This window comes from Salipiger sp. H15 (assembly GCF_040409955.1).
Taxonomy (GTDB): Bacteria; Pseudomonadota; Alphaproteobacteria; order Rhodobacterales; family Rhodobacteraceae; genus Salipiger.
In genome coordinates, this window is record NZ_CP123385.1 from 748,123 (window position 1) to 767,493 (window position 19,371).

The 19,371-nt window shown below is 69.6% G+C and carries 16 protein-coding genes; 9 read left to right on the forward strand and 7 right to left on the reverse strand.

Going from position 1 to position 19,371, the window contains the following annotated elements; genetic code table 11:
• Positions 1-53 precede the first annotated feature (53 nt).
• Genes PVT71_RS17775 through PVT71_RS17790 form a run of 4 tightly spaced genes read left to right on the forward strand, consistent with a single transcriptional unit; the run spans position 54 to position 5,351 of the window.
• Positions 54-929, forward strand: coding sequence for a branched-chain amino acid ABC transporter permease (locus tag PVT71_RS17775; protein WP_353475397.1), 876 nt, complete (start codon positions 54-56; stop codon positions 927-929).
• A 14-nt stretch (positions 930-943) separates the two neighbouring features.
• Positions 944-3,460 carry a branched-chain amino acid ABC transporter ATP-binding protein/permease gene (locus tag PVT71_RS17780; protein WP_353475399.1) on the forward strand — a complete coding sequence of 839 codons (2,517 nt, stop codon included), beginning with the start codon at positions 944-946 and terminating at the stop codon, positions 3,458-3,460.
• Between the two features lie 13 nt (positions 3,461-3,473).
• The gene (locus tag PVT71_RS17785) at positions 3,474-4,406 is read left to right on the forward strand and encodes a 3-hydroxyacyl-CoA dehydrogenase (protein WP_353475400.1); all 933 of its coding nucleotides are present in this window, start codon (positions 3,474-3,476) and stop codon (positions 4,404-4,406) included.
• Positions 4,407-4,421: 15 nt separating this feature from the next.
• Complete coding sequence (locus tag PVT71_RS17790; protein WP_353475401.1) at positions 4,422-5,351, forward strand: 3-keto-5-aminohexanoate cleavage protein; 930 nt, start codon at positions 4,422-4,424, stop codon at positions 5,349-5,351.
• A 25-nt stretch (positions 5,352-5,376) separates the two neighbouring features.
• Here the strand turns inward: PVT71_RS17790 and chrA are convergent, their stop codons facing one another.
• Positions 5,377-6,771 carry a chromate efflux transporter gene (gene chrA / locus PVT71_RS17795; protein ID WP_353475402.1) on the reverse strand — a complete coding sequence of 465 codons (1,395 nt, stop codon included), beginning with the start codon at positions 6,769-6,771 and terminating at the stop codon, positions 5,377-5,379.
• The gene (locus PVT71_RS17800; protein ID WP_353475403.1) at positions 6,768-7,604 is read right to left on the reverse strand and encodes a sulfurtransferase/chromate resistance protein; all 837 of its coding nucleotides are present in this window, start codon (positions 7,602-7,604) and stop codon (positions 6,768-6,770) included. Before PVT71_RS17800 ends, chrA begins: the two co-directional genes overlap by 4 nt.
• Positions 7,605-7,807: 203 nt before the next feature.
• Here PVT71_RS17800 and PVT71_RS17805 point away from each other — a divergent pair, with 203 nt between their 5' ends.
• Positions 7,808-8,782 (forward strand): calcium/sodium antiporter, encoded by a 975-nt coding sequence (locus PVT71_RS17805; protein ID WP_353475404.1) that lies wholly within the window; start codon positions 7,808-7,810, stop codon positions 8,780-8,782.
• Positions 8,783-8,790: 8 nt separating this feature from the next.
• On the opposite strand, the gene PVT71_RS17810 is transcribed toward PVT71_RS17805, so the two are convergent.
• The 5 genes from PVT71_RS17810 to PVT71_RS17830 all read right to left on the reverse strand — a co-directional run bounded on the left by PVT71_RS17810 (position 8,791) and on the right by PVT71_RS17830 (position 15,382).
• A complete protein-coding gene (locus PVT71_RS17810) occupies positions 8,791-10,569 on the reverse strand; it encodes an SLC13 family permease (protein ID WP_353475405.1) in 1,779 nt (592 codons plus the stop codon).
• A 194-nt stretch (positions 10,570-10,763) separates the two neighbouring features.
• On the reverse strand, positions 10,764-11,684 hold the full coding sequence (locus PVT71_RS17815) for an ABC transporter permease (protein WP_353475406.1): 921 nt from the start codon (positions 11,682-11,684) through the stop codon (positions 10,764-10,766).
• Positions 11,681-12,742: a hypothetical protein gene (locus PVT71_RS17820; protein ID WP_353475407.1), complete on the reverse strand. Its 1,062-nt coding sequence runs from the start codon at positions 12,740-12,742 to the stop codon at positions 11,681-11,683. Before PVT71_RS17820 ends, PVT71_RS17815 begins: the two co-directional genes overlap by 4 nt.
• Positions 12,735-14,294, reverse strand: coding sequence for an ATP-binding cassette domain-containing protein (locus tag PVT71_RS17825; protein WP_353475408.1), 1,560 nt, complete (start codon positions 14,292-14,294; stop codon positions 12,735-12,737). Before PVT71_RS17825 ends, PVT71_RS17820 begins: the two co-directional genes overlap by 8 nt.
• A complete protein-coding gene (locus PVT71_RS17830) occupies positions 14,291-15,382 on the reverse strand; it encodes a BMP family ABC transporter substrate-binding protein (protein WP_353475409.1) in 1,092 nt (363 codons plus the stop codon). The genes PVT71_RS17825 and PVT71_RS17830 overlap by 4 nt, the downstream gene beginning before the upstream one ends.
• A 190-nt stretch (positions 15,383-15,572) precedes the next feature.
• On the opposite strand from PVT71_RS17830, the gene PVT71_RS17835 reads away from it, so the two are divergent.
• From PVT71_RS17835 to PVT71_RS17850, 4 genes are all read left to right on the forward strand, one after another.
• Positions 15,573-16,532, forward strand: coding sequence for a LysR substrate-binding domain-containing protein (locus PVT71_RS17835; RefSeq protein ID WP_353475411.1), 960 nt, complete (start codon positions 15,573-15,575; stop codon positions 16,530-16,532).
• A complete protein-coding gene (locus tag PVT71_RS17840) occupies positions 16,529-17,581 on the forward strand; it encodes a 2-oxoglutarate and iron-dependent oxygenase domain-containing protein (protein ID WP_353475412.1) in 1,053 nt (350 codons plus the stop codon). Before PVT71_RS17835 ends, PVT71_RS17840 begins: the two co-directional genes overlap by 4 nt.
• A 219-nt stretch (positions 17,582-17,800) precedes the next feature.
• Positions 17,801-18,562, forward strand: a complete 762-nt coding sequence (locus PVT71_RS17845; protein WP_353475413.1) for a glycosyltransferase family 25 protein — start codon at positions 17,801-17,803, stop codon at positions 18,560-18,562.
• Positions 18,562-19,365 (forward strand): hypothetical protein, encoded by an 804-nt coding sequence (locus tag PVT71_RS17850; protein ID WP_353475414.1) that lies wholly within the window; start codon positions 18,562-18,564, stop codon positions 19,363-19,365. The genes PVT71_RS17845 and PVT71_RS17850 overlap by 1 nt, the downstream gene beginning before the upstream one ends.
• The last annotated feature ends 6 nt before the right edge of the window (positions 19,366-19,371 follow it).

Sequence of the window (19,371 nt, forward strand, 5' to 3'; positions counted from 1 at the left end):
CAGGCGGCCCCTGCCCCGCCACCCCCCGATACCCAAGGAAGGAGAGCGCCGCGATGCTGGGGCTATTCATCGCGCAGGTGCTGAACGGCCTGCTGGACGGCACCTATTACCTGCTCATCGCGCTGGGGCTGTCGCTGATCTTCTCGCTTGGCGGGATCATCAACCTTGCCCACGGTGCCTTCTTCGCCATCGGCGCCTATCTCGCGATCCTGATCACCCCCTACGTGGGCTATTTCGGCGCGCTGATCCTCGTGCCGCTGATCGTGGCGGGGCTGGGCATGGCGACCGAGCGCACGCTCTTCACCCGCTTCTACCGGGCCGATCCGCTTTATTCGCTGCTGCTGACCTTCGGGCTTGCCATGGTGATCGAGCAGGGGCTGCGCTGGATTTTCGGCGCCTCGCCGCAGAACTACAACATGCCCGAACTGCTGCGCGGGCAGGTGTTCCTCGGCGATTTCATCTACTCGCGCTACCGGATCTTCCTGATCGCCGTCGCAGTGGTCGCCGTGGGCGGGCTCTGGCTGCTGCTCAACAGGACCGCCTTCGGCCGCATCGTCCGCGCCGGAGTGCAGAACCCCGAGATCGTCGGCGCGCTCGGCATCTCGCTGCGGCCCTACCTGTCGGTCGTCGCGGGCATCGGCATCGGCCTCGCGGGGCTCGCCGGCGTGCTGCTCTCGCCGATCTACACCATCCACCCGGCGATGGGCGCCGAGATCATCACGCTGGCCTTCGTGGTCGTGGTGATCGGCGGGCTCGGCTCGTTCTGGGGGGTGATCATCGCGGCCATCCTCGTCGGCCTGACCAAGGGCGTGCTGGTCGCCGTCGGCCTCTCGTCCTGGTCCACCGCCGCCATCTACCTGCTGATGTTCCTCGTGCTTCTGGTGCGCCCGCGCGGCCTGCTGGGCGAGCGCATCCTCCGCTTCGAATGAGTAGACCCCCGAGCATGACCCGCATCCACCCGCTTCTCGTCGCGGCAGCCGCGCTGATCGTGCTGCCCTTCGTCATCCTCGCCGCCGGGCTGACCTACACCTCGGCGACCGAGGTGGTGATCTTCGCCCTTGCCTGCATGGGGCTCAACATCCTTGCCGGGCGCACCGGGCTGATCAGCTTCGGCCACGGCGCCTGGTTCGGGCTCGGCGCCTACCTCGCCGGGCTTTCCGCCCGGGCCATGGGCGCGGAGGGGCATTTCTTCCTGCCGCTGCTGCTGGCCGTGATCTGCACCGCGCTCATCGCGCTGGTCTTCGGCGCGCTGATCCTGCGTCGGCGCGGCGTCTACTTCTCGCTGATGACGCTGGCGCTCTCGGCGCTCGGCTTCACCATCGCCTTCCGCTGGACCGAGGTGACCGGCGGCGAGAACGGCCTTGGCGGGATCGCGCGGCCCGAGTTCTTCGGCCTCAGCTTCGAGATGTCCGAACCCTATTACTGGCTGGTCGCGGTGATCGCCTTCGCGGTGCTCTGCCTGCTCTGGCGCGTCTACAACTCGCCGCTCGGCACGGTGCTGCTGGCGATCCGCGAGAACGAGCAGCGCGCGCGCTTCCTCGGCTACAAGGTCGACCGCTACAAGCTTGCCGCCTTCGTGCTCTCGGCGTCGATCACCGCGCTTGCGGGGGTGCTGCTGCTCTACAAGAACCGCATGACCTCGGCCGAGCCGATGTCGGTGGTGTTCTCGGGCGAGCTTCTGGCCATGGTGGTGATCGGCGGCATGCGCTCGTTCATGGGCCCGGCGATCGGCGCGCTCTTCTACATCCTCTTCCGCGAGTACCTGTCGATCTATTCCGAGAACTGGCTCTTCTGGTTCGGCCTGGTGTTCATGGGCTTCGTGCTCTTCGCCCGCGACGGGCTGATCGGCATCCCCGGCCAGATCCGCCGCCACCTGAACCCGCCGCCCGAGACCGGCGCGGCCATGGCCGGGCGCAAGGCCGAGGTGCACCCCCTGCCCGGGTTCCTGCGGCCCGAAGGCCACGTCGACGGCGCGCTCCTTCAAGCGCGCGGCATCTCCAAGCATTTCGGCGGGCTGAAGGCGGTGGACGAGGTCGACATCGCGGTGCGCGACCGCACGCTGCACGCCCTGATCGGGCCCAACGGCGCGGGCAAGACCACGGCCTTCAACCTGCTCTCGGGGCTCTACCGGCCCGACAGCGGCGAGGTCACCCTGACCGGAGTGCCGCTCTCGGGGCGCAGGCCCGAGGAGATCTCGGAGGCCGGGATCGGGCGCAGCTTCCAGATCACCAACCTCTTCCCCTCGCTCACCGTGCAGGAAAACATCCGCCTCGCGGTGCAGGCGGGCGACCCGAGGCGCATGAACCCGGTGATCCGCGCCCGCGACCTCGCGCAGGTCAACGAGCGCACCGCCGAGATCATGCGCTACGCCGGGCTGAACGGCATGGAAGAGGCCGAGGCAGGCTCGCTCTCCTACGGCGGGCAGCGGCTGCTCGACCTCGGGCTGGCGCTTGGCAACCACCCCCGAATCCTGCTGGCCGACGAGCCGCTGGCGGGCCTCTCGGTCGCCGAGCGCCAGCGCATCGGCCTGCTGCTGAAAGCGCTCTCGCGCGACATCCCGGTGCTGCTGGTCGAGCACGACATCGACCGGGTGTTCGAGCTGGCGGACCATGTCACCGTGATGAACGAGGGGCAGGTGCTGCTCGACGGTACAGTCGATGAGGCGCGCAACGATGCGCGGGTGCAGGAGGTCTACATCGGCTCGGGCACCTCGGCGGTGGCGGCCAAGCCGCGCACGAGCGCCGTGCAGGACAGCACCATCCTGTCGCTCGACAAGGTCAATGTCAGTTACGGCAAGAGCCACATCCTCAACGACGTCAGTTTCGACCTGCGGCAGGGCGAGATCCTCGCGCTGCTGGGGCGGAACGGCGCGGGCAAGTCGACGCTGCTGAAATCGCTGATCGGCATCGCCCCGGTGGGCAGCGGCGAGATCACCCTCGAGGGCAAGACGATCTCGGGCCTGCCCTCGGCCGCCATGGCGCGCGCCGGCATCTCCTACGTGCCGCAGGGGCGCGGGCTCTTCGCCGGCATGTCGGTGAAGGACAACCTCGAGCTCGGCCGCATCCAGCGCCAGACCGGGCATGGCGTGCACTGGGACGAGGAGCGCATCTTCTCCTACTTCCCGCGCCTCAAGGAGCGCATCGACACGCCCGCCGACTACCTCTCGGGCGGCGAGCAGCAGATGGCGGCAGTGGCGCGCGCGCTTTCGGGCGACACCCGCGTGCTGCTGCTCGACGAGCCCTTCGAGGGGCTCTCCCCCGCCGTGGTCGAGCAGCTTTTCGAGACCTTCGACCGGCTGCGGCAGGAGGTGTCGATCATCCTCGTCGACCACAACCTCGACCTTGCCCTGACGCTCTCGGACCGCACCGTCGCGCTCGAGCGGGGCAGCATCATCCACAACGGGCCCTCCGCCGCGCTGGCGCATGACATCGACCTGCGCCGCAAGGTGCTCTGGCTCTGAGAAAGGACCATCCATGACCGAAAAGGTTGCCATCATCGGAGCCGGGTTGATCGGCCGCTCGTGGAGCGCGCTCTTTGCCCGCGCCGGTTACGAGGTGCAGGTCTGGGACGCCGATCCCGGCGTGCTGGCGCGCTTCCCGGCCGACATCGCCGCGCTCTGCGACACGCTGGTCACCGAGCGGCTGCTGGACGACAAGCCCGGAACGCTGGCCCGCATCCGCACCTGCCCGACGCTGGAAGAGGCGGTGGCGGGCGTTTCCTTCGTGCAGGAGAACGGCCCCGAGAAGATCGAGGTGAAGACCGAGCTCTTCGCCCGGCTCGACGCCGCCACGCCGCCGCAGGCGGTGATCGCCTCGTCGACCTCGGCGATCGTCGCCTCGCGCTTCACCGAGGGTCTCGCGCACCGCGAACGCTGCCTCGTCGGCCACCCGGTGAACCCGCCGCACCTCGTGCCGGTGGTCGAGCTCTGCCCCGCGCCCTGGACCAATGCCGCCGCGATGGACCGGGCCGAGGCGATTTACGCCGCCATCGGCCAGGTGCCGGTGAAGATGACCCGCGAGCGTGACGGCTTCGTGCTCAACCGCCTGCAGGGCGCGCTGCTGGGCGAGGCGCTGCGGCTTCTCGGCGAGGGCACGGTCTCGGTCGAGGGGCTCGACGCCACGATCAAGCACGGGCTCGGCCTGCGCTGGACGCTGATCGGCCCGATCGAGACGATCGACCTCAACGCGCCGGGCGGCATCACCGATTACGCCGCGCGCTACGGCGGCTTCTACGCGCGGCTCGCGGCCGAGCCCGCCGGGCCCGAGGTCTTCTCGGTCGAGCAGGCCGAGAAGATCGCCGCCAGCTGGCCGCAGGACCGCAGCCCCGAGAAAATCCGCGAACGGCAGGACCGCCGCGACAGGCGCCTTGCGGCGCTGCGCCGCCACCTCGCCGCCGAGCAGTTCTGAACAGAGGAAACCCCAATGGCCAAGACCCGCAAGGTGATCATCACCTGCGCCGTGACCGGCGCGATCCACACACCCTCGATGTCGCAGTACCTGCCGGTGAGCGCCTCCGAGATCGCCGAGGCCGCCATCGGTGCCGCCGAGGCCGGGGCCGCCGTCGTGCACCTGCACGCCCGCGATCCGAAGGACGGCCGCCCGGACCAGACGCCCGAGGCCTTCGCCCCCTTCCTCGGCGTGATCAAGCAAGCCTCGGACGTGGTGGTCAACATCACCACCGGCGGCGCGCCGACCATGACCATCGAGGAGCGCATCCGCCCGGCGCAGACGCACCGGCCCGAGATCGCCTCGCTCAACATGGGCTCGATGAACTTCGGCCTCTTCCCGATGCTGCAGCGCTTCCCGAACCTCGAGCACCAGTGGGAGCGCGACTACGTCGGCAACAAGAACATCATCTTCAACAACAGCTTCGGCCAGATCGAGCACATCGTGACCACGCTCGGCGCGCTCGGCACGCGCTTCGAGTTCGAGTGCTACGACACGGCGCATCTCTACAACCTGAAGTATTTCCTCGATCAGGGCCTCGTGAAGGGTCCGCTGTTCATCCAGACCGTGTTCGGCCTGATGGGCGGGATCGGCGCGCATCCCGATGATGTCATGCACATGAAGCGCACCGCCGACCGGCTCTTCGGCGACCAGTACCGCTGGTCGGTGCTCGGCGCGGGCAGGAACCAGCTGCCGATCGCCGCCATGGCCGCCGCGATGGGCGGGCACGTGCGGGTCGGTCTCGAGGACTCGCTCTGGGCCGGGCCCGGCCAGCTGGCGCGCAGCAATGCCGAGCAGGTCGGCAAGGCGCGGCAGATCATCGAGGGGCTGGGGCTGGAGCTCGCCACCCCCGACGAGGCCCGCGAGATCCTCGACACCAAGGGCGCGGACGCGGTCGGCTTCTAGGCCCCGCCTGACGACCTGGCCACGTTCACGCGATCCCCCAGAGGCTGAGCAGCACCCCTGCAAGCGCCGCGCCGCCAAGCACCGACGCGACGCCCAGCTTCAGCCGGAAGACCGCAAGGACGGCGGCCGCGGAGAGCAGCGCGGCGGCCCAGTTGATCTCGACAAGGCGCGGCAGCTGCATCCTGAGCGGGCCCGCCTCCAGCAGGAAGACATCGGTCCAGATCAGGTGGATGGCGAACCATATCGCAAGGTTCAGGATCACGCCCACCACCGCCGCGGTGACCGCCGTCAGGGCCGAGGCGAGGCCCTGGTTTCGGCGCAGCCGCTCCATCCACGGCGCGCCGAGCAGGATCCACGCAAAGCAGGGCGCGAAGGTGACCCAGGTCGCCAGCAGGCCACCGAGGGTTGCCGCCCAGATCCCGCCCGCCTCGCGGTAGGCGCCGAGGAAACCGACGAACTGCAGCACCATGATGAGCGGGCCGGGCGTCGTCTCGGCCATGCCGAGCCCGTCGAGCATCTCGCCCGCCGAGAGCCAGCCATAGGTGCCGACCGCCTCCTGCGCGACATAGGCCAGAACGGCATAGGCGCCGCCGAAGGTCACCACGGCCATCTTCGAGAAGAAGAGCGCGATGCCCGAAAAGACGTTGCCGGGGCCGAGCAGCAGCACCAGCGCCGCCACCGGCAGCAGCCAGAGCGCGAGCGCGGCAAGCCCTGCGATCAGGGCGCTGCGCCGCGCCGCGGCGGGCATCTCGAGGCTCTCGTCCCCGAGCAGCGTCTCGGCATCCGCGACCTGCGGTCCCGCGTGGCTGCCGTGCCCGCCTCCGGGCGCGAAGGCCGGAAGCCCTGCACGCGCGCCGAGGAAGCCGATCAGCGCCGCACCGGCGACGATCAGCGGGAAGGGCACGGCAAAGGCGAAGATCGCGATGAAGGACAGGGCGGCGATGGCGCGCATCGCGCCGTTCTTCAGCGCCCGCTGCCCGATGCGCAGGAGCGCCTGCAGCACGATGGCGAAGATCGCCGCCTTCAGCCCGAAGAAGAGCCCCGAGACGAGCGCGCTCTCGCCCCAGAGGACGTAGATCCAGCTCAGCGCCATGATCGACAGCAGGCCGGGCAGGATGAAGAGGCCTCCGGCGATCAGCGCGCCGCGCGTGCCGTGCATGAGCCAGCCGATGTAGGTGGCGAGCTGCTGCGCCTCGGGGCCGGGCAGCAGCATGCAGAAGTTGAGCGCATGCAGGAACCGCGCATCGCCGAGCCAGCGCTCCTCCTCGACGGTGATCCGGTGCATGACGGCGATCTGCCCGGCGGGGCCGCCGAAGGACAGCGCCGCGACCCGCGCCCAGACCGCGGTCGCCTTGGCAAGGTTCGGCCAGGCGTACACCTGCCGCTCGGGTTCGACGGGCCGGAATGCCGCATCGGTCATCGCGCCCCTCCCGGCCGGTTGGTCGGCCAGTTGTGGGTTTCCTCGGTCGCATCCCGGCACCAGCGGTAGAAGGCATCGTAGAGCGCCATCCCGGCCTCGAGCTGCTCGAGGTCATCCGAGTACATCCGCGACAGGCCCAGCGAGGCGGCCAGCAGCCCCGGCGCCTCGGGCGCAAGGTCGGGCCGCGCGGTATCGGCGTCGCGCACGATGCGCGCGAGCCGGGCAAGCGCGGGGGTCGAGAGGCCGAATTCCTCGAGCATCGTGTCGAAGCTGCAAAGCTCGCCGCGGTGGCTCCAGAACACGTCCTCGATGTCGAAGGGCATGGCGCCGAAGGTCTTGGCAACCGAGGCCACCTCGGCGGGCGCGACATAGAGGAAGACCGCGCGCGGATCGACGAAGCGCCGGATCAGCCAAGGGCAGGCGATGCGGTCGATCTTGGGCCGCGAGCGGGTGACCCAGAGGCTGCGGCCCGCGGCGTCGCGGCGGGTGATGGCATGGGCGTTGACCAGCGGCAGCCCCGCCGCGCGCCAGCCATCGTGGCCCTGTTCGAGATATTCCGCCGCGATGCCGCGGCTGCGCAGCAGCGCCGCCAGCCCCTGGCTGCGGCCATGGCCCTCGGCGCAGGTGACCACGATCGGCCCGGAGAGCTCGCCGATGAGGGCATCAAGCGTTTCGGGCGCCATGTCGGCATCGGTCAACGCCCGCGCGCCCGGAACGAGGCGCGGGTCCTCGGCGCGGATCGGGTCGCGCCGGACGTCGAGAATTGTGGGGCACTTCGGTGTGCCGATCAGCTTCGAAAGCTTGTCATTGGTAATCGCATCAGGCGCAGGCATGAGCGTTCCTCCAGAGGTCCGGATGTGAATGGAACGCGAGCTTCGGCTGTCGCCTCGTGGGGAGATCGCAAGTCCCCATTCGGAGATCGTCCGCCAAAGCGTGCGACTTGTCAATTCGCGGCGCAAGTCCCTCCCCTTGAAGGTCTTCCCACCGATCGCCACCTGCTTCGCGACAGGCCGGGTTGCCGGCATTGGAGTTGAACATGGTCGAGACTTGGCTTCCGCTCGTCGCGGGGCTCGTGCTGCTGGTTGCCGGCGGCGAATTCCTGGTGCGCGGGGCGGTCCAGGTGGCGGAACGGCTCGGCGTCTCGCCGCTCGTCATCGGGCTGACGCTGGTCGGTTTCGGGACCTCGATGCCCGAGCTGGTGACCTCCGTGCAGGCCGGACTCTCGGGCTCGCCCGGCATCGCCTATGGCAACGTGGTGGGCTCGAACATCGCAAACATCCTGCTGATCGGCGGGATTTCCGCGCTGATCTGCCCGGTGATCGTCGCCGAGTCGGCGCTGCGGCGCGACGCGGCGCTGATGCTCGCGGTGGCGGCGCTCTTCGCGGCGCTGGCCTTCGTGCTGCCGATGGACCGGCTTCTGGGCGCGCTTTTCGTCGCCGCGCTGGTCACCTACATCGGAATCGTCATCCGGCAGGAGCGCACCACGGGCGAACACGGCGCGGTGCATGACAAGAGCGCCGCCCTGCTGCAGGCGGACCCCGGCCTCGGCCGACCCTCGCGCCGGCGCGGCATGATCGTCCCGCTGGGGCTCGCCCTTGCCGGGCTGGCCCTCGTGGTCTTCGGCGGGGCGCTGCTGGTGCAGGGCGCGGTCGCCCTCGCCCGAACTTACGGCATCGAAGAAACGGTGATCGGCCTGACCATCGTCGCGGTCGGCACCTCGATGCCGGAGCTTGTGACCTCGGTGATCGCCGCGCTGAAGCGGCAGGGCGACGTCGCCTTCGGCAACATCGTGGGGTCGAACATCTACAACATCCTCGGCATCGGCGGCACCACGGCGCTCATCGCCCCGAGCGCGGTGCCCGGCGAGATCGTGCGCTTCGACGCGCCGCTGATGGTCGGCGTCTCCGCCCTGCTGGTGCTCTTCGCCGCCACCGGGCGCCGCATCGACCGGCGCGAGGGGATGGCGCTGCTCGCGGGCTACGCCGGCTATGTCTACATGCTCTGGCCCTGATCCCGCCGCTAGGGTTGCAGCGGCCAGAACACCGGCGCCAGCAGCACCGTCACCACGCCGGCGAGGATGTTCATCGGCAGGCCGAGGCGCAGGAAGTCGGTGAAGCGGTAGCCGCCGGCGTTGTAGACCATCGTGTTGGTCTGGTAGCCGATCGGCGTCGCGAAGCTGGCGCTGGCGCCGAACATCACGACCACGACGAAGGCGCGCGGATCCAGCCCCAGCGCGGTGGCGACCCCGACGGCTATGGGTGTCATGATGACCGCGACCGCGTTGTTGGTGACCACCTCGGTCAGCACCGAGGTCACCGCGTAGATGAGCGCCAGCGCGAGGATCGGGCTGAGCTTGGCCAGCGGCACCGAGAGCCCGTCGACGATCAGCGCCATGGCCCCGCTGCGCTCCATCGCGGTGCCCAGCACCAGCATGCTGACGATCAGCAGCAGCAGGCGACCGTCGATCGCGCCGATCCCCTCGTCGGGCTCGACGCAGCGCGCCAGCAGCACGATGGCCGCCCCGATGATCGCCAGCGGCAGGATCGGCGCGAGCTCGAGCGCCGCGCCCAGCACCACCATGGCCAGCACGCCGATCGCGATCGGCGCCTTGTCGCGCCGGTAGGCGCGGGCCTGGAGCGGGGCAAGCAGGATGAGGTCCTCGTCCCGCGCCAGCCGTGCGATGTCCTCGGCCGGACCGTCGAGAAGCACAGTGTCCCCCGGGCGCAGGTGCAGCTTCTCGTCCAGCATGTCGAGCGCGCTGCCGTGCCGGTGCACGGCGATCGGGTAGACGCCATGGCTGCGCCGCCATCCGAGCTCGGCGAAGACGCCCTTGCGGTCCTTCACCAGCGCCTCGATCACCTGGTGGCGCCGGGCGTTGGCGGGTTCGAGACCGGGGATGGCAAGCCCGCGCGAGCTTTCGCCCCTGTAGCCCGCCACCTCGGCATCCGAGGCATGCAGCACGACCCGGTCGCCCGGCTGCAGGACTTCCCGCGACAGGCTGCGCCGCAGCGAGACGTCGTCGCGGATCAGGTCCACGAGCCGCGTGGCGCTGCGCCTGAAATCGGGCACGTCGCCGACGCTGCGGCCGACCAGCGGCGAGGTCGCGGGCACGAAGAGCTCGACCCGCCACGACCGTCCGCTGCGCGGCGCCTGCACCTCGGCCAGCGCCATGCGCTCGGGCAGCAGGCGCGGCGCGGCGACCGCGAGGAAGAGGCTGCCGATCACCGCCAGCGCGACACCGAGCGGGGCGATCTCGAAGAGCGAGAAGGCCGGCATGCCGAGGTCGCGGGCGACACCGTCCACGAGGATGTTGGTCGATGTGCCGATGAGCGTGCAGGTGCCGCCCATGATCACCACGAAGCTGAGCGGCATGAGGAAGCGCGAGGCGCCGGTCCCGAGCTGGCGGGCAAGTCCGAAGACCACCGGGATCAGGATCATCACCACCGGCGTGTTGTTCATGAAGGCCGAGGCGACCCCGGCCATCGCGAAGAAGAGCAGGATCGTCAGCTTCGGGCGCAGCGCCATGCCACGGCCGAGCGCCTCGGCCACCGCCTCGAGTACGCCGGTGCGCACCAGCGCGGCGCTCAGCACGAACATCGCGCCGATCGTGGCGGGGGCGGAGTTGCTGAGCGCCTTGAGGACGTCGTCGGTGCTGACGAGCCCCAGCGCAAGCGCGACCGCCACGCCGCCAAGCGCCGTGACCTCGGCGGCGAAACGCTCGCTCAGGAAGATGGCGAAGACGGCGGCAACCAGAAGAAGGGCGCCCTGGGGCGCGTAGGAGCCGAGATCGAGAAGCATGTGGGAGGCACCCGGAACAACGCCGCGCTGGATCCGCGCCGACGGCAAGGCGCTGGCCGCGCGCGGGCGATGCCACCCGCCGCAACCTTTCATTAACTATTTACCATGCCACCGATCGGGCGGGGGGAGAATAGGCTGCTGACACTGCGCGGTCTCCCGCTTGTCGGCCCATCTCGATACGCTCCGCAGGCGGGTCAGTGCTTGTCCTGCCGCAGGTAGCTGAGCCCCAGCGCCGCCGGCGCGCCGCTGCGCGCACCGCGGCGCATCGAGGCCAGCGCCAGCACGCCCAGCGTCAGCACGTAGGGCAGCATCGCCCCGAGATAGACCGGGAAATCGACGCCGAGCGCCTGCAATCGCGGCATGACCGCCTCGGTCCCGCCGAAGAGGATCGCGGCGCCAAGGCAGCGCAGCGGGCGCCAGCGCGCGAAGATGACCAGCGCGATCACCACCCAGCCGCGGCCCGCCACCATGCCCTCGACCCAGACATGCGCCGAGGCGACCGACAGGAAGGCCCCCGCGAGCCCGCCGAAGGCGCCGCTCGCCAGCACCGCGCCCAGCTGCACCAGCTGCACGTCGACCCCGGCGACATCCGCCGCCGCCGGATCCTCGCCCACCGCCCGCAGGCGCAGCCCCGCCGCGCTGCGCGACAGGAACCACGCGACCGCCGCCAGATGCAGCAGCGCCAGCGGCACCAGCAGCGTCTGCTGACCCAGCAGCCGCGGCAGGTCCGCCCCCCACGCGGTCTCGGACAGGCGCGGCAGGCCCGGGAAGGGCTTCTGCACCGAGGCGCGGCCGACGACGCCGGTGATGCCGAGCCCGAGCGCCACGGTGGCCAGTCCGGCCAATGTCTGCTCGACGCGGAACACCACCACGGCAAGGCCGAAGACGGCCGAAAGGCCGATCCCCGCCGCCGTGCCGCCGAGGATGCCGAGCCACGGCCCCTGCCCCGCGAGGCAGAGCAGCGCCCCGGTCATCGCGCCCACCGCCATGAAGCCCTCGGGGCAGAGGTTCAGCACCCCGGCCCGCTCCGACAGCACCACGCCGAGGCTGGCCAGCAGCAGCGGCACCACGTAGCCCGGCAGCACGGTAAGCCATGCAAGGAGGAAATCGCTCATGCCGGCCTCCGTGCGACGACGCGGTACTCGGCGAAAAGCTGCGCCGCCAGAACCGAGAGCAGCACCACCCCCTGCACCAGCAGCACCATCGCCTCGGATATGCCGTAGAACACCTTCAGCACGCCGCCCGCGGTGGTGAGCCCGCCCAGCAGGAAGCCGACCACCAGCACCGCCAGCGGGTTCGACCGCGCGAGATAGGCGATGACGATGCCGCTGAAGAGGTAGCCCGCGCCGATCGACTGGCTGAGACGGAACTCGGTGCCGGTGACGATCACCGCGCCCGCGAGCCCGCAGAGCGCGCCAGAGCCCAGCACGAAGACCGCGACGGTCAGCAGTACCGGCAGCCCCGCCGCCCGAGCCGCGCGCCGGTTGGCACCGACCGCGCGGGCGTAAAACCCGAGCCGGGTCACCCCGATCACCAGTGCGGCAAGCGCCACGGCGGCAAGCGCCAGCCAGAGCCCCGCGTGCACCTGCCCCCAGCCGAGCAGCGGCAGCCGCTCGGCGGCGTCCAGCGTCGGTGAGGTGGGAAAGCCCGTGGTGCCGTCGCGCCAGGCGCCGAAGAGCTGGTGCTGCACCCAGAAGAAGGCGATCGAGCCGAGGAGCAGCGTCGAGATCACCTCGCTCACGCCCCACATCAGCTTCAGCGCCAGCGGCATCGCGATCCAGAGCGCGCCCGCCAGCATCGACAGCGCCAGCATGAGCGGCAGGCGGAGCGGCTCGGGCCCGGCATCGTGGATCGACACCCAGGTCGCCGCCATCGCGCCGAGCCAGAGCTGGCCCTCGATGCCGATGTTCCAGAACTGCACCCGCAGCGCCAGCGCCGTTCCGAGGCCGACCAGCACCAGCGGGATCATCGCGGTGACCGTCTGGCCGAGGCCCTGCGAGGTGAGGAAGGTCTGCACGACGAACTCCTGCCAGAGCGCGGAGGCGGGCACGCCCAGCTGCACGAGGAGCAGCGCCGCCAGCGCCAGCCCGAAGACGAGGCCGCCGAGGTAGCTCGCCGCGCTCAGCCGCAGCGGCACCCTCTGGCGGCGGATCAGCAGCGCGCCGTCAAGCATGGCCCACCAGGAGCTTGCCGAGCCGGTCCGAGGTGACCTCGCCCGCCGGCATTGGAGCACTGAGCCGGCCGTTGTTGATGACGCAAACGCGGGTGGAGAGGGACATGATCTCTTCGAGGTCCTCGCTGATCAGCAGGCAGGCCATTCCGCGCGCGACACCCTCGGCGATGGCGCCATGCCCCGCCCGGGTCGCGCGCAGGTCGAGCCCGCGCGAAGGGGAATGGGCCACCAGCAGCCGCGCGCCATCCGAGACCTCACGCGCCAGCAGCAGCTTCTGGGCATTGCCGCCCGAGAGCAGCGAGGCAGGGGTGGCGGGACCGCCGCCACGCACCTCATGTTCCGCGATCAGCCGCTCCGCCTCGCGGCGCATCTTGCGGCGGTCGACCAGCCAGCGCCCGCCGAAGCGGTCGGAGCCGACGCCGGTCAGGGCAAGGTTCTCGGCAAGCGTGAGCCCGGGCGCCATGGCGCTGTCGAAACGGTCGGCGGGCACCACGCGAAGCCCCGCGGCGCGGCGCGCGGCGGGCGAGGCGGCAAGCAGGTCGGTCCCGCCAAGGCCGATCGTCCCGGCCTCGGGACGGCGCAGGCCCGACAGCAGGTCGACGAGTTCCGACTGGCCGTTGCCGCCGACCCCGGCGATGCCAAGCACCTCGCCCTCGGCAAGCTCGAGCGACAGCGCGTCGAGCGCGCGGCTGCCGTCGCCGCGGCGCGCCGTCAGCCCCGCGACCGAAAGCAGCGGCGCGCCCGGCCTCGCGGCGGCGCGCGGCGGGACGGCAGGCATCTCGCCCACGGCGAGCCGCGCCACCTCGTCCATCGCCAGCCCCTCCGCCGGGGCGGCGTCGAGCACCGTGCGGCCCTGCCGCATCACGGTGATCCGGTCGGAATAGGCGGCGACCTCGCGCAGCTTGTGGGTGATCAGCACGACCGCCCTGCCCTCGCCTGCAAGGCGGCGGACCAGCGTCAGCAGCGCCTGCGCCTCGTCGGCGGTGAGCACGGCGGTGGGCTCGTCGAGGATCAGGATCCCCGCTCCCAGCAGCAGCACCTTCAGGATCTCGGCCCGCTGGCGCTCGGCGATCGACAGCTCATCCACCCGCGCGGCGGGATCGAGCCGGAATCCAAGCTCGGCGGCGCGCGCCGCCAGCAGCCGCGCGGCCTCGGCGACGCTCACCTTCTGCCCCGCCCCGCGCAGCGACAGCGCGACGTTCTCGGCCACGGTGAAGCTGCCGACCAGCCGGAAATGCTGGTGCACCATGCCGAGCCCCGCGGCCATCGCGTCGGCGGGACCGCGCAGCGGCACGTCGCGGCCATCGACGATCACCTCGCCCGCATCGGCGGCATAGACCGCCGTCGCCACGTTCATGATCGTCGACTTGCCGGCGCCGTTCTCACCCACCAGCGCGTGCACCTCGCCCCATTCGAGGCGGAAGCCCGCCCCGTCGAGCGCGCGGTGCCCGTCGAAGGACTTGTCGATCCCGCGCAGCAAGAGCGCGGGCGCGCGCCCCGGACCGTCATGCGGCCCGGGATGCGCGATGGGCATGTCTTCCGAAGGCGTCATTCGCTGGCCGGCATGGTCCCGGTGATGCCTTGGACGAAGAAGTCCATGGTCCAGAGCGCGTCGTCGGGCAGCACCTCGCCCGCGGCCACCACCTCGCCGCCGTCGCGCGACATCAGCGGTCCGGCAAAGGGCTGAAGCTCGCCCGAAATGATCTGCGCCTTGGCCTCGGCAACCTTCGCCTTGGTTTCCTCGCTGACCGAAGGCCCGAAGGGCGCAAGGTCGACAACGCCCGACTCGAGCCCCTCGAACCAGCCCCATTCCTCGGGATCCCAGCTGCCGTCGATCACCGCCTTGATGCGCGGGGTGAGATAGGCGTCCCAGTTGAACACCACCGAGGTCAGGATGTGCTCGGGCGCCGCCGCCGTCATGTCGATCTGGTAGCCGATCGCCCCCGCGCCGCGCTCTTCGGCCGCGTTGAGGGCCGAGGCAGCGGAGAGGTCGGTGGCGATGACATCGGCGCCCTGGTCGAGGATCGCCTCCGAGACCTGGCCTTCCTTCACCGGATCCCACCAGCTGTTGGTGTAGACGACCGTGGTGTCGATCCCCGGCTTCACCGACTGCGCGCCGCGGGCGAAGCCGTTGACGTCCCAGTTGACCACGCCCACCGGGAAGCCCGCCAGCATGCCGATCTTGCCGCTTTCCGAAGCCTCGGCCGCGGCGATCCCGGCGAGGTACCAGGCCTCGTAGGTGCGGGCGTAGAAACTTTCCATGTTCTCGCCGTTGTGCACGCCCGAGGCGTTGAAGAAGGCGACGTCGGGATAGGCCTGCGCCGCCTCGTACATCGCCTCGCTGTAGCCGTAGGTGGTGCCGACGATGATGTTGTAGCCGCGCTGCACGTAGAGGTCGATCGCCGCGCGCAGGCGGGTGGCCTCCTCGGGGATGTTCTCGGCCACGGCGATGTCGAGGCCCAGCTCCTCGGCGACCGCGGCGCGGCCCTTGTCGATCGCCTCGTTCCAGCCGCCGTCCTGTACGGTCGAGGCATAGATGAAGGCAACCTTCGGCTCGGATTTGAGCTCGAAGGCGGCGGCTGCCATGGGCAGCGAGACGGTCAGAAGGCCGGTCGCGAGCGCGCTGCGCAGTTTGGTCATGAGACGATCCTTTCCCTGTTGGCGCCCGGCGGCCGGGCTGTACGCTTTTTGTGCGTTTTCCTCGGACCACCCGTGATTCCGGCAAGTCCCGACGCGCATTTGCTTGCCCGATCTCAAGCCATATGTTCAGAAAAATGGACAGCAAATCCGGTTTCTCCGGGTTCGAATCCAAGAATATGGACGATTACTGATGAATTTTCAGGCGCTGAGCACCTTCATCAAGGTCGCCGAGACCGGCTCGGTCTCGGTTGCGGCGCGCCTGCACGGGTTGCCGAAATCCTCGGTCAGCCTCAAGCTGAAGCAGCTCGAGGAGGAGGTCGGGGCCGAGCTCTTCGCCCGCCGCGGCCGCGCGCTCGAGCTGACCGACGCCGGGCGGGTGCTGCTGGAGCGCGGCCAGCACATCCTGTCGCTCTGCGACGACACCGCCGCCGCCGTGGCCTCGATGCAGGACGACGCGGCGGGCGTGCTGCGGGTCGGCGCCTCGGGCGAGTTCGGCACGGCGCTCAACGCGCAGATGCTGCAGGCCTTCCGCGCCGCGCATCCGAAGATCCAGCTCGACCTCGTGTTCTTCGCGCCCTCGGTCTTCCTCGACCTGAGCCGGCAGAAGGTCTTCGACGCGGTGCTCGCCTTCGACGACACCTCCGGCCCCGGCGCCGAGGTGCTGGCGACGCTGCGCTACGGGCTCTACGCCAGCCCCCGCTACCTTGCCGGGCACGGCACGCCCGGGTCGGTCGCCGACCTCGCCCGCCACAAGGGCGTCATCTACCGCGACGCCGAGGGGGTGCAGCCGTGGCGGCTGAGCGACGGACGCGACAGCGCCGAGATCCTGCCCCCCGCCGACATCGTCACCAACGACTATTGGACGACGAAATACTTTGCCGTCGCCGGCGCGGGCCTTGCCCTCCTGCCCGCCTTCTTCACCGAGCTCGAGGTCCGCGAGGGCCATCTCGCGCCGGTGCTGCCCGAGTGGCAGACCGAGGAGCGCCGCATCACCCTGCGCGTGCCCGACCCGCGCTACGTGGCCCCCAAGACCCGCGCCTTCCTTGCCTTCTGCAAGGACTATTTCCAGCCCGGCTTCGACTTCGCCGGGCCCCGCTACTTCGTGGAGGCGCTGTGCTTCCCCGACACGTCCAAAGGAGAGACCGAATGACCTCACTCACCACCGGCAACGGCCCGCGCCTGCTCAAGGACACCGGCCTCGACGCCGAGCGCGTGCCCTTCGAAGAACTGCCCGTGATCGACCTTGCGCCGATCTTCACCGAGGACGAGGACGCCAAGCGCGAACTGGCGCTGGCGCTGCGCCGCGCCTGCTCGGAGATCGGCTTCTTCTACGTGAAGAACCACGGCGTGCCGCAGGCGGTGATCGACGGCGCCTTCGCCACCGCGCGGCGCTACTTCGCCCTGCCCGACGCCGAGAAGCTGAAGATCCACGTCGCCAAGTCGCGCAACAACCGCGGCTACGCGGCGCTGCTGGAGGAAAACACCGACCCCACCGCGCGCGGCGACCTGCATGAAAGCTGGGACATGGCGCTGGAGGTCCCGGCGGACGATCCCGACGTGCTGGCCGGCAAGGTGCTCTACGGCCCGAACCAGTGGCCCGAGGGCGACGCCGCCTTCCGCGCCGATGTGACCGCCTATTACGACGAGATGCTGCGCCTGTCGCACGCGCTGCTGCACGCCTTCGCCCTGTCGCTGGAACTCGAGGAGGCGCATTTCGACGCGCTGGTCGAGCGGCCCCTCGCGACGCTGCGCCTGCTGCATTACCCGCCGCAGGAGGGCGAGGTGGACGAGCGCCAGATCGGCATCGGCGCGCATTCCGACTACGAGTGCTTCACCATCCTCGCGCAGGACGACCCCCGCATCCGCGCGCTGCAGGTGCTTAACTCCGACGGCGACTGGATCAGCGCGCCGCCGCTGCCGGGCCATTTCGTGGTGAACATCGGCGACCAGATGGCGCGCTGGACCAATGACCTCTTCGCCTCGACCGTGCACCGGGCGATCAACCGCTCGGGCGTCGAGCGCTACTCGATCCCGTTCTTCTTCGGCCCGAGCTACGACTCGGTGATCCAGCCGCTCGACAGCTGCGTCGACGCGGGCCACCCGGCGAAATACGAGCCGATCACCTCGGGCGCCTACATCAACGGCCGCTTCGCCGAGACGCTGGCGCATTACGACCCGAACAAGGAACTGGCGGACTGAGACCACCCCGGGGCGGCGGACCAGCGCCGCCCCGATCCCCTGCCGCGCTCGGGACGGCACCCGGAGGGGACGATAAGGCGCGGAATTAAACCCGCCGGTTTAGTTTCGCGATCGGGTATCGCCGAATGGCCACAGCCGACCTGCCGCAATTAAAGAACCGGCTTGCGAACTACGCCGCGCGCCGTGTAGCTGACAAGAGTGTCACGGGAGGAGCCACTCTTGCAGAATTTGCACGTGCAAGTCATTAATCTCGATCGAAGCAAAGACCGGCTGAATCGTATTACCAAAGATTTGAGCGACCAGAATATTGTATTCACCCGGCTTGTTGCGACGGACGGCCGCGCTCTCACGAAATCCGACCTGAATTATTACGCCTCGCTCCGCTGCCTTCTGTTTTACGGACGCCATCTTTCAAATGGAGAGATCGGCTGTTTCCGCTCTCATCAGCGCGCCGCGAAGCTCTTCCTGCAATCGGGGCAAGAGATGGGGCTTGTGCTGGAGGATGATGCCGAGATTCCCGCCGATCTTTGGAGAACGTTGGGGCAGCTTATCGGGCAGATCCGCAAAAGCGCCGATCCGCGCTGGGAGCTGGTGAATCTCGGGAATGCGCCGAAGAATGCGAAACATTGCGTGCCGCTTTCCGAGGTGACACCGGGCTGCGCGCTTGTCAGGGCCAAGGTTTTCCCCAAGCGGACGACGTCATTGCTCTGGTCGCGGCGCGGCGCGCGGCGGTTTCTCGAGGAAACGCGCCATATCTGCGCCCCGGTCGACCAGCATCTGCACTCGGTGCTGAGCCTGCGCGAATCCGGGCTGGCGACCATTCCGCCGCTCATTCCCCACGCCTCGCTGCCGAGCGAGATCAACAACGAGCCGGACGCCGCGATTGTGCGCCAGGTCGCCAATCCCTCGGCCTGGTACCGCTTCCGCCGGATGATGCGAAAGCGGGCCGCGCGCCGCGACAGATCACCTGTAGGGTCCTGATGTTCTTCAAGTCCAATCCGTCCATCCCGCCGCACTGGGCCTCCCTCTACAAGGCGCTGGCGGATGACATTCGCGCGCGAGCGAGGGGCCGGAAAATTCTCCTCGTCTCCCACAAGGGGAATTGGGGCGACGCGCTGATCGTCCAGGGCGCGCGAAACTTCCTGCGCTGGCACGGGTTCGGCTTCATCGAGCTTCGCGGCAGCCGCGCGATTGGCCGGGACATGGCGAAGACCCGCGCCCAATATCCCCCGGACCAATTCTACCCGGTTTTCACCGCGGGCGGGTCCATTTCCCCGCTCTATGGACATTCCGCCAAATTGGCACAGGCGTCGCAGGCATATGAGGGAGGCACCATTCTTCCCGCGACCTGCGGCCTTCCGGCCCAGTCCATCGGGCTGCACCCGGAGTGCACGCTCTGGGTCCGCGAGCGCGGCGAGAGCGCGGCAAATCACCCCTCCGGCCGTTTCTGTCACGATATGGCCTTCTTCAGCCCGGCATATCGCTTTCCGAAACTCCGCGGCGAGGGGATATTCATGCGCCGCGACAGGGAGCGCCCCGCGGGCGCGCGCGACGAGGGAATCGACCTTTCCGAGTTCGGCAGTGACCGAAGCCCGGTCTGGCCCTTCTTCGCGATTGTCGGATCGCACCGGAAAATCCGGACGAACCGCCTCCACGTGGCGATCGCGTCGGCCATCTGCGGCGTGTCCTGCGAGCTTTCGCAGGGCGCAACCAGCAAGATCTCCGACGTCCATGCCGCCTCGCTGGCGGAGTACGGCCAGACCGTCACGCTGATGCGGGACTAGCGCCGC

Coding starts and splice junctions, on each gene's coding strand:
- PVT71_RS17800 (WP_353475403.1), bottom strand. CDS start 7,604: ATGCCTGCGCCTGATGCGATTACCAATGACAAGCTTTCGAAGCTGATC.
- PVT71_RS17840 (WP_353475412.1), top strand. CDS start 16,529: ATGACCTCACTCACCACCGGCAACGGCCCGCGCCTGCTCAAGGACACC.
- PVT71_RS17835 (WP_353475411.1), top strand. CDS start 15,573: ATGAATTTTCAGGCGCTGAGCACCTTCATCAAGGTCGCCGAGACCGGC.
- chrA (WP_353475402.1), bottom strand. CDS start 6,771: ATGACCGATGCGGCATTCCGGCCCGTCGAACCCGAGCGGCAGGTGTAC.
- PVT71_RS17820 (WP_353475407.1), bottom strand. CDS start 12,742: ATGCTTGACGGCGCGCTGCTGATCCGCCGCCAGAGGGTGCCGCTGCGG.
- PVT71_RS17825 (WP_353475408.1), bottom strand. CDS start 14,294: ATGACGCCTTCGGAAGACATGCCCATCGCGCATCCCGGGCCGCATGAC.
- PVT71_RS17785 (WP_353475400.1), top strand. CDS start 3,474: ATGACCGAAAAGGTTGCCATCATCGGAGCCGGGTTGATCGGCCGCTCG.
- PVT71_RS17780 (WP_353475399.1), top strand. CDS start 944: ATGACCCGCATCCACCCGCTTCTCGTCGCGGCAGCCGCGCTGATCGTG.
- PVT71_RS17805 (WP_353475404.1), top strand. CDS start 7,808: ATGGTCGAGACTTGGCTTCCGCTCGTCGCGGGGCTCGTGCTGCTGGTT.
- PVT71_RS17790 (WP_353475401.1), top strand. CDS start 4,422: ATGGCCAAGACCCGCAAGGTGATCATCACCTGCGCCGTGACCGGCGCG.
- PVT71_RS17815 (WP_353475406.1), bottom strand. CDS start 11,684: ATGAGCGATTTCCTCCTTGCATGGCTTACCGTGCTGCCGGGCTACGTG.
- PVT71_RS17850 (WP_353475414.1), top strand. CDS start 18,562: ATGTTCTTCAAGTCCAATCCGTCCATCCCGCCGCACTGGGCCTCCCTC.
- PVT71_RS17775 (WP_353475397.1), top strand. CDS start 54: ATGCTGGGGCTATTCATCGCGCAGGTGCTGAACGGCCTGCTGGACGGC.
- PVT71_RS17810 (WP_353475405.1), bottom strand. CDS start 10,569: ATGCTTCTCGATCTCGGCTCCTACGCGCCCCAGGGCGCCCTTCTTCTG.
- PVT71_RS17830 (WP_353475409.1), bottom strand. CDS start 15,382: ATGACCAAACTGCGCAGCGCGCTCGCGACCGGCCTTCTGACCGTCTCG.